This is a genomic window from Amycolatopsis orientalis DSM 40040 = KCTC 9412 (assembly GCF_000478275.1).
GTDB classification, from domain to species: Bacteria; Actinomycetota; Actinomycetes; order Mycobacteriales; family Pseudonocardiaceae; genus Amycolatopsis; species Amycolatopsis orientalis.
Genome location: NZ_ASJB01000099.1, coordinates 80,496 through 93,728, shown reverse-complemented (window position 1 = coordinate 93,728; position 13,233 = coordinate 80,496). Strand labels below are relative to the sequence as shown.

The following is a 13,233-nucleotide window of genomic DNA, read 5'->3' as shown; positions in this document are numbered from 1 at the left end:
TCACGACGGTACCGCGCGGCTATTTCGTCATTTCTCCGGTGTGTTCGTGACCTCGACGCCGCCGAAGATCGCGGTCGCGTTCACGGCGAGCACAGGAGCGTCCGCCGGGAGATCACCGGTGCCGTCGGTCTTGTCCTCCAGGCCGCCCATGAACGGCAGACCGCCGAGCGAGACCCGCCAGCCCCGCGGTACCAGCACTTTGACGCCGCCGAACAAGGCAAAGGCGTCCACCGTCGCGCCCTCGTCGATCCGCGCTTGACGAAGATCGAGCGTCGAGCCACCGAAGATCGCCGAGACGTCGGTGTGCCGCAGGTGGCGGGACTGTTCCCTGGTGGTCGCTCCGCCGAACATCACGAGCGGTGTCCTGGTGCTGTGCTCCCGGCTCAGGCCGGCGAGCACGGCGAATCCCGCCACCGCCAGCAGGGTCGGCCACCACAGGCCGCCTTCAGCCAGCTCAAGGGTGCCCGCGAGCAGGATGAGCCCGATCACCGTCACGGCGGCCGGTCCGACCGACATCCGTCGCTGGGACAGCATGGCGACGATGCCGAGGCCGACCAGGGAGACAGGCCACCACGCGCTGAGCAGGCCGCCGGTTTCGAGGACACCGGTCGCGTCGAGGATTCCCGACACGCCCAAGACCACCAGGACCAGCCCGACCCAGAATCGAACGGGTTTCACGACGGCTTCTCCTCCGGCGCGTCGTCGCCCCGGCGTTCGACCGTGATGGACCAGGGGCCCGCGAGCGCGGTGATCGCCCCGGCCGCGGTCACGACCGGTGCGAGGACCGCGGCGACGATGCCGGCGCTCAAGGGGACATCGAGCACTACGCGGGCCTGGGTGTCCTTGACGACGATCCGCCGGACGTTGCCCTCGTGGACGAGCTGTTGCACTTTCTCGGTGAACACTTCACGTGGCTCCTTCGGCGCGGCGGATTCGGTCGCTTGCCGATCTTCGTTCTGCACAGTCATGGTTTCCTCTCCCTTCCGCTTCCACGGTGAAGCTTCGGCTCGCCGGGCGGCAGTGACCTTCGGTCCTTCCCGCGGGCCGAAAGGCGGATGATCCTGAACGGAGGACTTTCCGACCGAGGAGGCCGTTCGTGAAGATGCGTGCGTGGCGGGTCGTCCGGCCGGGGCCGGTGGCCTCGAACCCGCTCGACTGGGCGGAGGTGCCGGTCCCGCGACCGGCCGCCGGTGAGGTGCTGGTCGAAGTGCTGGTGTGCGGGGTGTGCCGGACCGATCTGCATGTCACCGAGGGAGACCTGCCGGTGCATCGGGCCGGGGTGACGCCGGGGCACGAGGTCGTGGGCGAGGTGGCCGCCGTCGGGGCGGGCGTTTCGGGCTTGGCCGTGGGTGACCGGGTGGGGATCGCGTGGTTACGGGAGACCTGTGGCCGGTGCCGGTACTGCCTTCGTGGCCGGGAGAATCTGTGCCCGGCGTCGCGGTACACCGGCTGGGACGAGGACGGGGGGTACGCCGAGTTCGCGGTCGTACCGGCCGCTTACGCCCTGCCGCTGCCGGAGGGGTACACCGACGACGAGCTCGCACCGTTGCTGTGCGCCGGTTTGATCGGCTACCACGCGCTGAAACGGGCGGAGGTACCGGAAGGCGGCCGCCTGGGGATCTACGGGTTCGGTGGAAGCGCGCATCTGACCGCTCAGGTGGCGATCGCGCGTGGCGCCACCGTGCATGTGATGACCCGTAGCGAGGAAGCCAGGAAGCTGGCTCTGGAACTCGGAGCTGCCTCGGCCGTGGCGGCGGCCGAAGCGCCGCCGGAGCCACTGGACTCGGCGATCCTGTTCGCGCCTGCCGGGGACTTGGTCCCGCCCGCTCTCGAAGCCCTCGAGCGGGGCGGGACCTTGGCCATCGCCGGGATCCATCTCTCCGACATCCCGTCCCTGGACTATCAGCGGCATCTTTTCCAGGAGCGCCAGGTGCGCAGTGTCACGGCGAACACCCGCGCCGAGGCGCGGGAGTTCCTGGCCTTCGCGGGCGAGCACCACCTCGAGGTGAGCACGGTGCGGTATCCGCTGGACCGCGCCGATCGGGCGCTCACGGATCTGGCGGCGGACCGGGTCAACGGCGCGGCCGTGCTGCGGGTGAGCTGACGGCGCCCGTTCCCGCGGGATCGGGCGCCGCCGTGGGCCCTTACCGGAATCGCCGGCGGTGCACGCCGAGCACGAGCGTCGCGCCCACCATCATCGTGACCGTGCCACCCAGCGCGAGCCAGGCGACCTCGACCCCTGTCGTGGCTAAACCGGGCGTGTGCGAAGCGGAGGGCCGGGGCGCCGCAGGAACCACCGCGCCAGGTACGAGCACCTGCCGGCTCGTGGGCGGCGGCACAGGATCCGGATCGGGCTGGTAGGGGCCGGGAACAACGAAGTAGAGATGGCGATAGGGATTGTCGCCGGGCCCGTTTTCCCCGTCGCGGACGACGAACTCAGGGTCGGAGTACACCATCGTCCACGCTCCCACGATCCCGAAGTCGTACAGATCAGCCGGTACATTCCGGAATGTGAAGCCGCCGTCGCCGTTGGTCACCGATCGAGCCACGACCGCTCCGGTGACCTGGTTCCGCAGGTAGACCTTCACCCCGGGGAGCGGATCGCTGTAGGGGAGGCCGAGCTGCGGTTTCCACAGGAAACGCCCCAGGTAGCCGTCCACCCGCGGGGCCATGCCGCCGGGGATCCTCGCCGTCGCACCGATGGACGGTCCTCCGTTGAGGAACGGCGGCGCACCGAAGGCACACGTGACGCGCAGGTGGCCTACGGCGGCGGCCTCGTCCGTGATCCGGACCGTCATGACGTGCACCCGCTTGGCTTTGGCCGGGACGGTCACACCCGGCCCGCCGGGAGCCAGATCCCCGGTCGCGAGCTCGCCCGGACCGGAGAGCCGGCAACCGGCGGTCACGTTCTTGATCACCGCCGTGCCCTTGTTGGCCAGTGTCACGGTCAGGCGCGCGACGTCGTTCTTTCGGTATGTCTCCCGGGTGAACGTCATCGACACGGAAAGCCATTTGGCGGCCGAAGCCGTGCCGCGGACCACCACGTCGGGGTCGTCGACACCGTCCACTTCGACGTTCGGCCCCACCAGATACCACTCGGCGCTCTCGAGCGATGTCCAGTAGCGGCCCGCCGGCAGATCCTGGAAGACGAAACGTCCCCGGGCGTCGGTGGTCGTGGTCCGGCCGACGTTCGGTGTGCCACCAGAGGTGTACACCTTGACCCCGGCCAGCGCCTCACCGGGATCCATCGTCCCGTTTCCGTCGCGGTCGCCGTAGACCGTTCCGCGGTAGCTGCCACTGAGGTGCGTGACCGGGACGGAAGCGGTGACCGTGTTGTCCGCCGGGTCGGCGTCCTGTTCGTCGCCGGGCAGAGCGGCTGTGACCGTGAGGGTCACCGGGCCGGATGTGGTGGTCACGTACCCGTCCGCGGTCCCGACCACGGTCTGCCCCGGTTCGATCGGCACACCGGGCGGGGTGAGCGGCGTCCACCAGGTGGTGGACAGATTGCCGGTGGAACTCACGATCACCCGGCTCGCGGACGCCTTCCCACTGTTGGTGACCCTGGCGTGCACCGTGATCAGCTCAGTGGAGAGGTACGAGGGTTCGTCGAACCACACCGTCAATCGCAGGTCCGGAAGGTCAGGCACGGCGGGCCGCGGGGCCGTCGTCGTCGGGGCGCTGGACCGGGTGCTCGACGATGTGGGGATCGTCGGTTTCGCCGTGGTCGGCCGGGACGTGGTCGACGTGGTCTTCGACGGAACCGGCGCGGGTCGCGACGACGTCGGCGTGATCTTCACGGGGGCCGTCGGGGAGGTCTTCGCAGGGGAGGCCGGTGCGGGGGCCGCGGCCTCTGTACTCCGGGCGGTCACCGGCGTGGCCGGAGCCGTTTCACTCGCGAATGCCGGCCCCGCCGACGCGGCGAGGCAGAGCGTGATCGACGCCGATACGGCCGCCATGGATCGGGATCTTCGTGACATGTCAGGACTTCTCGATTCGTCTGGGGTCGTGCTCGCGCACGGTCAGGCGGCATGAATCAGGAAGCTGCGAGGCTGTGTGTTATCGAGAGGTAAGGCACACATGGCTGGGTGGTGCGCCCTGGGCCTGGTGGCCTTTTCGTGGCCTGGGGTGTCCTGAAGCCCCCTTTCGGACGTGGAGCGTCTCGAAGGTTCCCTTCAGAACGGGATCCGGGCCCGTGTTTCGGAGCCGGTGTCCCCAATGCGGCATTGGAGACACATTTGCCCCTACCCCTCAATTCGACACGGCACGTGGCTCTGGCGCCGAAAGGCCCGGGTACACGAAGCCATCGTCATGCGCCGCGGCGAGGCTCGCGCGGCATGCGCGAATCAGCTGCCGGGTCGCCCGGGTCGGCGCAGCGCGCCCACAGCCTGGACAGGAGAAGGTGACGTCTCCGGCAAGTTCGTCGACCGCGACGGAGAGTGCGAGAGAGCAGGAGCGGCACCAGCGGTGGCCGGTCACGATGATGATGTGGAGCGGCGACGACACGCATTGGTGCAGCCAGCGGCGATGGGTCCGGCAGGTGATCCGCTCCAGAGGATCGCGGTCTTGCTCTTCTTCGAGGTCTTCCCGTGACAAGGTGATCGCGAGCCGGTGATCTTTCAGATCCGCGTAGCGAGCGAGGAGAGGCTGTTCCTGCTGGTTGTTCGTGGCCGACATGGGAGGGTCCTCGCTTCCGATCCGCGGGTTGCTGCCTGTACTCCCATCGTGCGCGGTTCGCGGGAGGGACAGGAGAGGCGGACGCCCCGGGGCGGAGCGGCCCTTCGGTCCGCCTGGATCCCTTCGATCGCGGGCCGAAGGTCCCGCTGCGCGGATCCCGGCGCGTCACGACACCCACCGGCTTCACGCCCTCGGCGACGAACTGCCGTCGCACGTCTTTCCGGCGGGTGTGATGACGGTGCCTTCTGTGCCCCGCAACATCGCGGCGGGTGAGTCGAGGGCGCCGATGGCGGCGGTGTTGCCGGTGAGTTCGACGAAGCGGCAGGCGGCGTCGACCTTCGGGCCCATCGAACCGGCCGGGAAATCGCGGGACCGCAGCTGTGCCGGTGTGGTGTGGTGGATCGGAGTGGCGTGCGCGGTGCCGTAGTCGTCGATCACGGCGGGCACGTCGGTGAGCAGCAGCAGCGCGTCGGCGTCCAGGGCTTCGGCGAGCAGGGCGGCGGTCTGGTCCTTGTCGACGACGGCTTCGACCCCGCGCAGCCGTCCGGTGTGTTCGTCCCGGACCACGGGGACACCGCCCCCGCCGGCACAGACCACGATCGTTCCCGCCTCGACGAGCGCGCGGATCACCGGAGTCTCCACCACGCGCTGTGGCCGGGGCGATGGCACGACCCTGCGCCAGGACGAGCCGTCCCGGCGGACGGTCCAGCCACGTTCGGCGGCCAGCGCGGCGGACCGCTCCGCGGTGTAGACCGGGCCGACGAACTTGGTGGGATCGGCGAACGCGGGATCGGCGACGGAGACGAGCGTCTGCGTCATGAGCGTGGCGACCTGCTTGCCGGGCACGACGTTCCGCAGCGCCTGACCGAGCAGGTAGCCGATCATGCCCTGGGTCTGCGCACCGAGGACGTCGAGTGGGTACGGCCGCGTCAGGGCGGGGTCCGCCGCGCTTTCCAGGGCCAGCATGCCGACCTGGGGGCCGTTTCCGTGGGTCAGCACGACTTCGTGCTCGGTGGCGAGATCCGCGATGGCCTCGGCGGCGGCGAGCACGTTGACCTGCTGGAGGTCGGCGTCCGGCCGTTCACCGCGGCGCAGCAGGGCGTTGCCGCCCAGGGCGACGAGAATCCGCACGGTCAGCTCCCCAGGGTGGCGACCAGGATCGCCTTGATGGTGTGCATCCGGTTCTCCGCCTGCTCGAACACCAGCGACGCCGGGGATTCGAAGACGTCGTCGGTGACCTCGACGCCGTCCAGCCCGAATTCCTCGAACGCTTCGGCGCCGACCTCGGTGTCGCGGTCGTGCAGGGCGGGCAGGCAGTGCAGAAACCGGACATCGGGGTTGCCGGTGGCGCTGAGCGTCTTCGCCGTGACCTGGTACGGCGCCAGCAGCGCGACCCGCTCGTGCCAGGTGCCGGCGGGTTCGCCCATGGATACCCAGACATCGGTGTAGACGAAGTCCGCGCCCGTCACGGCCTCCTCGACGTCGTCGGTGACGGTGACGCGGGCACCGCTGGTGACACCTTCGGCCAGACAGGCCGTCAGGTACTCCTCGTCCGGCCAGAGCGCGCGGGGCCCGGCCAGCCGGACGTCCATGCCGAGTTTGGCGCCCATCGCGAGCAGGGATCGGGCGACGTTGTTGCGGGTGTCGCCGAGGTAGCAGAAAGCTATCTCCGGCAAGGGCTTCGTGCTGTGCTCGCGCATGGTGAACACGTCGCACAGTGATTGCGTGGGGTGACTCGTCGCGGTGAGTCCATTGTAGACGGGCACGCCGGAGTGCCGGGCCAGCTCTTCGACGGTGGCCTGCTCATGGCCGCGGTATTCGATCCCGTCGTACATGCGGCCGAGCACGCGAGCGGTGTCACGGGCGGATTCCTTGTGCCCGAGGTGGGCGTCCTGCGGGCCGAGGTAGGTCGTGGTCGCTCCTTCCTCGGCGGCGGCGACCTCGAACGCGCATCGGGTACGGGTGGAGGCCTTCTCGAAGATGAGCGCCAGATGTTTGCCCACCAACCGGTTCTGCGCGATCCCGGCGTAGGCCGCGGACTTGAGCTGGGCGGCGAGATCGAGCAGGAAGAGGAGTTCTTCCTTGGTGAAGTCGAGTTCGGTGAGGTAGCTGCGGTTGCGCAGGTTGAAGGCCATTTCGGCTCCGTTCAGCTCGGGTCGCGGTCGATCGGGCAGGTCATGCAGCGCGGGCCGCCACGGCCGCGTCCCAGTTCGCTTCCGGCGATGGTGACGACTTCGATGCCGTGCTTGCGCAGCATGGTGTTGGTGGCGACGTTGCGTTCGTAGCCGAGGACGACCCCGGGGGCGACGGCAAGGTAGTTCGTACCGTCGTCCCATTGCTCCCGCTCGGCGGCCCGGATGTCTTCGTCGGTGCTGAGAAGCGTGATCTCGGGGACTTCCAGGACTTCGGCGAGGGTGTGCCAGAGGTTCTCGTCGGCGTGCACGTTCAGGGTGGCGGGCTCATCTCCCGCGGTGATGGTCCAGCTGCGCGCGTCGTGGTCGAAGTAGGGGTAGACGACGAAGGTGGCACGGTCGACCATGCTCATCACCGTGTCGAGATGCATCGTGGCGTGGGAGTGCGGAAGCTCGACGGCGACGACGGTGTGCGCTTGTCCGGTCGAGAACAACGCCTTGGCGAGGATCTCCACGGCCATCGGGGTGGTGCGCTCTCCCATTCCGATGAGGACGGCGCCCTCGCCGAGGACGTGCACGTCACCGCCTTCGATCGTGGCCGGCTGGTGATCGACGTCGTCGTCACCGTAGTAGGTGTGGAACCCGGCTCCGGCGAACATCGGATGGTGGCGATAGATGGCCCGGGTGTGCAGGGATTCGCGTCGCCGGGCGGGCTTCGCCATCGGGTTGATCGAGACACCGCCGTACACCCAGCAGGAATCGTCACGCTGGAACAGATGATTGGGCAACGGCGGCAGGACGAAGTCGTCGGCGGCGAGGGTGTCCCACCGGAGACTCCGCGCCCGTAGCGGCCGGAGGTCGGCCTTGAGGACGCCGCCCACCAGGTACTCGGCCAGGTTCTCCCCGTCGAGGTCGTCGAACAAGGCTCGCAGCGGCGCGACCAGCGCCGGCCCGAGGATTTCGGGAGTGCACACCCGGTCCAGCACGAACTTCCGGCCTTCGGGCAGCGCGAGCGTTTCCGCCAGCAACCGACCGTAGTAGTGCACGCGGACGCCCTTGTCCCGCAAGGCTTCGGCGAACGCGTCGTGCTCCTGCTTCGCCTGCTTGGCCCAGAGAACGTCGTCGAAGAGCAGTTCGCCGATGTTGCGCGGGGTCAACCTGGTCAGCTCGAGGCCGGGACGGTGCACGATGGCCTGCCGCAACCGGCCGACCTCCGAATGAACGGCGAAAGTCATGACTGCTCCCGCGGTTCGAACGGCGCCGGGGTAGCGTTCTCGGCGCTCGCGCCGTTCTTCCCGTCGGGAGAGAGGAAATAGGGACTGTCCGCGGGATAGCGGATGGGGGAGACGGGCGTCTCGCCGTATTCCTTGCGCTGGGATTTCATCCAGACATAGACGGGGATGCCGAGGAAGAACGCGAACACGCCGTAGTACACCGCCTGGTATCCGCTGCCCGCCAGCGCCCAGAAGCTGAAGAGCAGCGCGAAGGCGGTCACGACCAGATCGCGGATCAGATGCGGCCAGTTCAGCGCGCGGCCCTGGACGATGAGCCAGTAGAGATGCGCCGCGGCGGAGTACAGGTAAGGGATCACCGCGGTGAAGACACCCAGCAGCACCACGTTGGTGAACACGGATTGGAAGTTCCAGTAACCGAAAGCGGTGAGCACCGATGCCAGCACGGTGGCGGCCACGATGCCGAAGACCGGGATCTCCTTCTTGCTCAGCTTGGCGAACTGGGTCGGGAACAGCCGGTCACGGGCGGCGGCCATCGGCATCTCGGCGCAGATCAACGTCCAGCCGTTCAGGCAGCCGAGCCCGGAGACGATCGCCACCACGGCCATGGCCTGCCCGGCCCAGCTCGCCCCGAAGATGGCGGTGGCCGAAGCGGAGAACGGCGCCGTCGAGTCGACCAGCGCCCCCTGCCCCACGGTGCCGAACACCGTGACGGTCCCCAGTACGTAGACGACGGCGCAGACCAGCGTGCCGAGCACGGTCGCCCTGGACACGTTCCGGCTCGGGTCGCGGACCCGTCCGGCGGCGACCGAGGCCGTCTCCAGTCCCAGGTAGCTGAACAGCGCGATCGCGGCCGCCGCGGAGATGGCGCCCACCCAGGACAACCCACTCGGGTTGAACGAACCGAGATTGTCGGCCTTGATGAAGAACAACCCGATGGTCGCCATGAACACCAGCGGCACGAACTTGAGGACCGTGGTGACGATCTGGAACCACGCGAGGTTCCGGACGCCGGAGATGTTGATCGCGGCGGGCAGCCACAGGCCGACCAACGCGATGGCGACCGACCACCACGGGTTGTGCTCCTTGTTGACGAACACTTCCACGTAGCCGACCCAGGCGACCGCGATACCGGCGTTGCCCACCCAGGCGGTCAGCCAGTAGGCCCAGGCGGTGACGAAGCCGCCGAAGTCACCGAAGGCGTCCCGTGCGTACAAGTACGGCCCGCCCGAGCCCGGCACGCGTTTGTTGAGCCAGCCGAACACCAGCCCCAGAGCCAAGGCGCCGATGGTGACCAAGCCGAAGGCCAGGAGACTCGAAAGGCCGTACGGGGCCAAGGACGAGGGAAGGGCGAACACCCCCGTTCCGATGATCGAACCGACCACCAGCGCCGTCGCCGTCGGCAGACCGAACCGGTTCGAGAACTCCTTGCCGCTCGTCGAGCCCGCGGCGCCTGGCGCGGCTCCGTCCGGATGTCCTGGTTGTTCCTGCTCCGCCATCAGTCTTTCCGATCTTCCGCTCGTAGGGCTCACTCGCCGGGGCAAGGTGGAGAGGAGGGGCGACACAGGTGCGTTCCCTTCGGCAAAGGATCTACGTACGGCGCGGCGGTGCCATGGGGCTTAGGTCCGTGGTCGATGGGCCGAAGGGCCGGATCGGGCGGCAGCGTGCCGAAGGTCCCCGTCCGCCGGGGTCCGCAGCCACTCCCGTGTGCTCCTTGAGGGAGAGAAGCTCCGAAGACAGGCCGTCGACATCTGTGTCTCGGTACGACCCCTGATCGAGGAGAACATCATGCGAGCACAGCCGGGTATCTTCACGGCGGTTCGGCGACGGCTTCACGTCGGCCGGAACCCGCTCGCCCGTCTGTCGGACCGGCTGGAGGCGGCACTGGTGATCGGTGTCGTCTTGGTCGCCTTGCTGGCCATTCCGTTCGCGGTGGCGATGGGGTCCGAGGCTTACGACGCCGGATTGCGGCGAGCGGGCGAGGAGACCGCGGATCGTCATGAGGCGACGGCGGTGCTGGTGGCCGACGCCCCGCCCGCACAGGTCCGGTTCGACGGAGTGCCCGTCGAAGAGACGGTGAAGGTGCGCGCTCGCTGGACCGCGCCCGGCGGGCCCGTCCGCGAGGACGTCGTCACCGTGGACCCCGGGTCGGGCACCGGCGACGAAATACCGATCTGGCTCGACGGCAAAGGGAACGCGGTCGGCGCGCCCGTGACGACCGCGGACGTGGCCGGCCTGGGTGCCGGCGCCGGCGCCGCCTTCTGGATCGTGTGCGTGATGCTGCTTACGGGCTTCTTTCTCGCGGGTCGTCCGATACTGGGTCGTCTGCGGGGTGCCGCGTGGGAGCGGGAATGGCGGCGAGTGTCCGAAAACCGGACCGCGGCCTGAAGGGAATGACGTCGTCATCCGGGAGTGGCACCACCCGGCCGGTGACAGGTTCGTCCGCACCTTGCTGTCGGTGTGTCCGGAAGGGCCGGAGAGAACGGGACACTCACCACGCCGTGCTCCGCGGCGTCCGAGTCTTTGGTCCCGTCCTCTCAGGCCCTACGTCCGCTTCGGCGCCGTGCGGGGGAGCGTTTCCTGAACTGGTGAGTTTTCACCGCGACGAAGGGAAGATGATGACCTCACTCGTGCCCAGTCCCCGCCTGGCACTACCGAGCATCGCCGCGTGGCTGGAGAATCCCTGGCCGTTCACGGAGCATAATCCGATGCGCATCGAGGAATCCGCGGAGGAAGACAAGTACGTCGTGCGAGCCGAGCTCCCCGGGTTCGATCCGGAAAAGAACATCTCCGTCACCGCGCACAACGGTGTGCTCACCATCCACGCCGAACGAGAGGCGAAAGCCGTCGAGGACGGCCGGAGCGAGTTCTACTACGGCCAGTTCAGCCGCACCGTCTCACTGCCGGCGGGCGCGGAAACCTCGAAGATCACCGCGAAGTACGCCGACGGGATCCTTGAAGTCTGTGTTCCGCACAAGGACAAGCCGCGGGACAAGCAGGTGAAGATCCAGGTCGGCAAGGTCTGAGCGGCTGGTGATGAAAACGCCCTCCCCCGGGTTCCACGCGGGAAGGGCGTTTTCCTTGTGGGCTGGAGGTCCTGGCAAGCCGGGACCGACGTCCCTCGTCGTCCAGGAGCGGCCGGGGAATGCTGATGGACACACGAACACGACCGGAGGCTGACGATGGACACTTCGTCACCGTTCTTCCAAGCCTGGCGGACCGTTCGTCCCGGGCACAATTCCTTGGCGAGGCCGGTGGACCGGCTCGATGCGTGACGCACCGGGCCCCTTTCGCCGGAGGCGACCTGCCAGGCCACAAGGTCTCTCCCATCGACGTCCTTGGTCCCTTGGTGAGGCAGGCGTCATCGGTGTCCGATGAAGAGGTGGAAATCTTGGGAAGGGCTGAACGAATGCGGACGACCGGGAGCACGGTGAAGCCGGAAGTGCGAGTGACGGTTCGCGGAGACATCCCGCCGGCGCTCGCCGATCGTGCCGGAAAGAAGGTGACGCGTCTCTTCGGGGCCGCCCACCGGCCGGTGCTCGCCGCGTCGGTGCGATTGAGCAGGCACGGAAATCCCGCGATGGACCGCCCGGTGATCGCGCAAGCGACCCTCGATGTGAACGGAAGACCGGTTCGCGCGCAGGTGGCCGCGCCGACCGCCGAAGAGGCGATCGATCTGCTGGACGCGAAACTGCGTCGTCAACTGGAGCGGAGCGCACTGCACTGGGAGGCCCGGCGCGGAAGGCGCCCGAGCGCGGAGCCCGGTGAATGGCGGCACGATTCGGTGCCGTCCCGGCCGGATGCGTGGTACCCCCGGCCCGTGGCCGAGCGGGAGATCATCCGGCACAAGTCCTATTCGCTGGCTTCCTCCACTGTGGACGAAGCGTCCGTCGAGATGCATCTTCTGGACTACGAATTCCATCTGTTCACCGAATCCGGGACGGGGCAGGACAGCGTGCTCTACCACGCGGGACCGACCATGCACCGGCTCGCGCAGCCGACACCGCCGGGGCCACATCAGCTCGCTCCGTTCAAGCTCGCGCTGACCATCAGCGGGCAGCCCGCGCCGCTCTTGTCCACGACCGAAGCGGTGGATCGCCTCGGCTTGCTCGGTTTGCCGTTCCTCTTCTTCCTCGACGCCGAACGCGGCCGGGGGAGCGTGCTCTATCACCGCTACGACGGCCACTACGGCCTCATCACCCCGGCGGTCTAGATGAGCGGCAGATCGCTGACCGAGCCGCCGCCCGTACTCGCCGAGGTTCTGGCGGTCTCGGGGCTGACCAAGCGTTTCGGCGACCGGATCGCCGTCGACGACGTCAGTTTCGCGATAGCGCCTGGGGAAACGTACGGGTTACTCGGACCGAATGGGGCCGGGAAGACGACGACGATCCGGTTGGTGTGCGGTCTGCTCCGGCCGGACGCGGGAAGTATCGCCATCGCGGGTCTGCCCGGTGGCGGCGCGATGATCGACGCCAGGGCACAGGTCGGCTATGTCCCGCAGGACGTCGCTCTGTACCCGGATCTCAGTGCGCGAGAGAACCTCCGCTTCTTCGGGAAGCTGTACCGGCTGCGCGGAAAGGCGCTGGAACGGCGGGTGGATGAAGTACTCGAACTGATCGGGCTGTCCGAGCGGGCGAAGGAGAAGGTCGAAGCGTACTCCGGCGGGATGCGCCGCAGGCTCAACATCGGTGCCGGCCTGATGCACCGGCCGATGCTGCTGGTGCTCGACGAGCCGACGGTCGGCGTCGACCCGCAGAGCAGGCACGCGATCATGGAGAACGTCCGATCGCTCGGCGCCTCGGGCATGGCCGTGCTCTACACCACGCACTACATGGAGGAGGCGGAGCGGCTGTGCGACCGGGTCGGCATCGTCGACCACGGACGTCTGATCGCCGAAGGTACCCGCAGGGAACTGATCGACCGGCTCGGCGAGCACGACCGGATCAACCTGGCCGCGGACGGTGATCTGACCTCGCTCGCGAAGCTCTGCCGCGATATGCCTGGAGTCGAACGGGCCGGCGTCACCGGGGACGAACTGCAGTTGATCGTCCGTGACGGCAGGCATCTGCTGCCAGGCGTCCTGGACACGGTCGAGCGGGCCGGAGCGAGTGTGCGCTCGGTCGAAGTGACCGAGCCGGACCTCGAAGCGGTGTTCCTGCACCTCACCGGCACCGCACTGCGGGATTGAGGAGCCG

The 13,233-nt window shown here is 68.3% G+C and carries 14 protein-coding genes; 6 read left to right on the top strand and 8 right to left on the bottom strand.

Annotation, left to right across the window (positions count from 1 at the left end; all coding sequences use genetic code 11):
• Positions 1-27 precede the first annotated feature (27 nt).
• Together L324_RS39835 and L324_RS39830 are read right to left on the bottom strand one after the other, a co-directional pair.
• Entirely contained in the window at positions 28-678 is a 651-nt protein-coding gene (locus L324_RS39835) for a LiaF transmembrane domain-containing protein (protein ID WP_037321364.1), read from the bottom strand.
• Positions 675-968, bottom strand: a complete 294-nt coding sequence (locus L324_RS39830; protein ID WP_037321361.1) for a DUF4342 domain-containing protein — start codon at positions 966-968, stop codon at positions 675-677. The genes L324_RS39835 and L324_RS39830 overlap by 4 nt, the downstream gene beginning before the upstream one ends.
• Before the next feature lie 134 nt (positions 969-1,102).
• Between L324_RS39830 and L324_RS39825 the strand changes: the two genes are divergently transcribed.
• Entirely contained in the window at positions 1,103-2,104 is a 1,002-nt protein-coding gene (locus L324_RS39825; RefSeq protein ID WP_037321772.1) for a zinc-binding alcohol dehydrogenase family protein, read from the top strand.
• A gap of 40 nt (positions 2,105-2,144) precedes the next feature.
• Here the strand turns inward: L324_RS39825 and L324_RS39820 are convergent, their stop codons facing one another.
• Positions 2,145-3,527 (bottom strand): SdrD B-like domain-containing protein, encoded by a 1,383-nt coding sequence (locus L324_RS39820; protein ID WP_037321359.1) that lies wholly within the window; start codon positions 3,525-3,527, stop codon positions 2,145-2,147.
• Here L324_RS39820 and L324_RS39815 point away from each other — a divergent pair.
• Positions 3,511-4,032, top strand: coding sequence for a hypothetical protein (locus L324_RS39815; protein WP_037321356.1), 522 nt, complete (start codon positions 3,511-3,513; stop codon positions 4,030-4,032). The genes L324_RS39820 and L324_RS39815 overlap by 17 nt on opposite strands.
• Before the next feature lie 216 nt (positions 4,033-4,248).
• Here L324_RS39815 and L324_RS39810 read toward each other — a convergent pair whose 3' ends face one another.
• The 5 genes from L324_RS39810 to L324_RS39790 all read right to left on the bottom strand — a co-directional run bounded on the left by L324_RS39810 (position 4,249) and on the right by L324_RS39790 (position 9,537).
• The gene (locus L324_RS39810; protein WP_051174392.1) at positions 4,249-4,674 is read right to left on the bottom strand and encodes a hypothetical protein; all 426 of its coding nucleotides are present in this window, start codon (positions 4,672-4,674) and stop codon (positions 4,249-4,251) included.
• Between the two features lie 183 nt (positions 4,675-4,857).
• On the bottom strand, positions 4,858-5,805 hold the full coding sequence (locus L324_RS39805) for a carbamate kinase (protein WP_037321350.1): 948 nt from the start codon (positions 5,803-5,805) through the stop codon (positions 4,858-4,860).
• A 2-nt stretch (positions 5,806-5,807) separates the two neighbouring features.
• Entirely contained in the window at positions 5,808-6,809 is a 1,002-nt protein-coding gene (gene argF, locus L324_RS39800; RefSeq protein WP_037321348.1) for an ornithine carbamoyltransferase, read from the bottom strand.
• A gap of 11 nt (positions 6,810-6,820) precedes the next feature.
• Positions 6,821-8,041, bottom strand: a complete 1,221-nt coding sequence (locus L324_RS39795; RefSeq protein ID WP_037321345.1) for an arginine deiminase — start codon at positions 8,039-8,041, stop codon at positions 6,821-6,823.
• On the bottom strand, positions 8,038-9,537 hold the full coding sequence (locus tag L324_RS39790; protein WP_235783789.1) for an APC family permease: 1,500 nt from the start codon (positions 9,535-9,537) through the stop codon (positions 8,038-8,040). Before L324_RS39790 ends, L324_RS39795 begins: the two co-directional genes overlap by 4 nt.
• A gap of 289 nt (positions 9,538-9,826) precedes the next feature.
• Here L324_RS39790 and L324_RS39785 point away from each other — a divergent pair, with 289 nt between their 5' ends.
• The 4 genes from L324_RS39785 to L324_RS39770 all read left to right on the top strand — a co-directional run bounded on the left by L324_RS39785 (position 9,827) and on the right by L324_RS39770 (position 13,226).
• Positions 9,827-10,426: an Rv1733c family protein gene (locus L324_RS39785; RefSeq protein WP_051174391.1), complete on the top strand. Its 600-nt coding sequence runs from the start codon at positions 9,827-9,829 to the stop codon at positions 10,424-10,426.
• A gap of 320 nt (positions 10,427-10,746) precedes the next feature.
• Positions 10,747-11,064 (top strand): Hsp20/alpha crystallin family protein, encoded by a 318-nt coding sequence (locus L324_RS39780; protein WP_235783788.1) that lies wholly within the window; start codon positions 10,747-10,749, stop codon positions 11,062-11,064.
• Positions 11,065-11,486: 422 nt separating this feature from the next.
• On the top strand, positions 11,487-12,251 hold the full coding sequence (locus L324_RS39775) for a ribosome hibernation promotion factor (RefSeq protein ID WP_328286166.1): 765 nt from the start codon (positions 11,487-11,489) through the stop codon (positions 12,249-12,251).
• Positions 12,252-13,226 carry an ABC transporter ATP-binding protein gene (locus L324_RS39770; protein WP_081736623.1) on the top strand — a complete coding sequence of 325 codons (975 nt, stop codon included), beginning with the start codon at positions 12,252-12,254 and terminating at the stop codon, positions 13,224-13,226.
• The last annotated feature ends 7 nt before the right edge of the window (positions 13,227-13,233 follow it).

Coding starts and splice junctions, on each gene's coding strand:
- L324_RS39830 (WP_037321361.1), bottom strand. CDS start 968: ATGACTGTGCAGAACGAAGATCGGCAAGCGACCGAATCCGCCGCGCCG.
- L324_RS39825 (WP_037321772.1), top strand. CDS start 1,103: ATGCGTGCGTGGCGGGTCGTCCGGCCGGGGCCGGTGGCCTCGAACCCG.
- L324_RS39810 (WP_051174392.1), bottom strand. CDS start 4,674: ATGTCGGCCACGAACAACCAGCAGGAACAGCCTCTCCTCGCTCGCTAC.
- argF (WP_037321348.1), bottom strand. CDS start 6,809: ATGGCCTTCAACCTGCGCAACCGCAGCTACCTCACCGAACTCGACTTC.
- L324_RS39795 (WP_037321345.1), bottom strand. CDS start 8,041: ATGACTTTCGCCGTTCATTCGGAGGTCGGCCGGTTGCGGCAGGCCATC.
- L324_RS39790 (WP_235783789.1), bottom strand. CDS start 9,537: ATGGCGGAGCAGGAACAACCAGGACATCCGGACGGAGCCGCGCCAGGC.
- L324_RS39785 (WP_051174391.1), top strand. CDS start 9,827: ATGCGAGCACAGCCGGGTATCTTCACGGCGGTTCGGCGACGGCTTCAC.
- L324_RS39780 (WP_235783788.1), top strand. CDS start 10,747: ATGCGCATCGAGGAATCCGCGGAGGAAGACAAGTACGTCGTGCGAGCC.
- L324_RS39770 (WP_081736623.1), top strand. CDS start 12,252: ATGAGCGGCAGATCGCTGACCGAGCCGCCGCCCGTACTCGCCGAGGTT.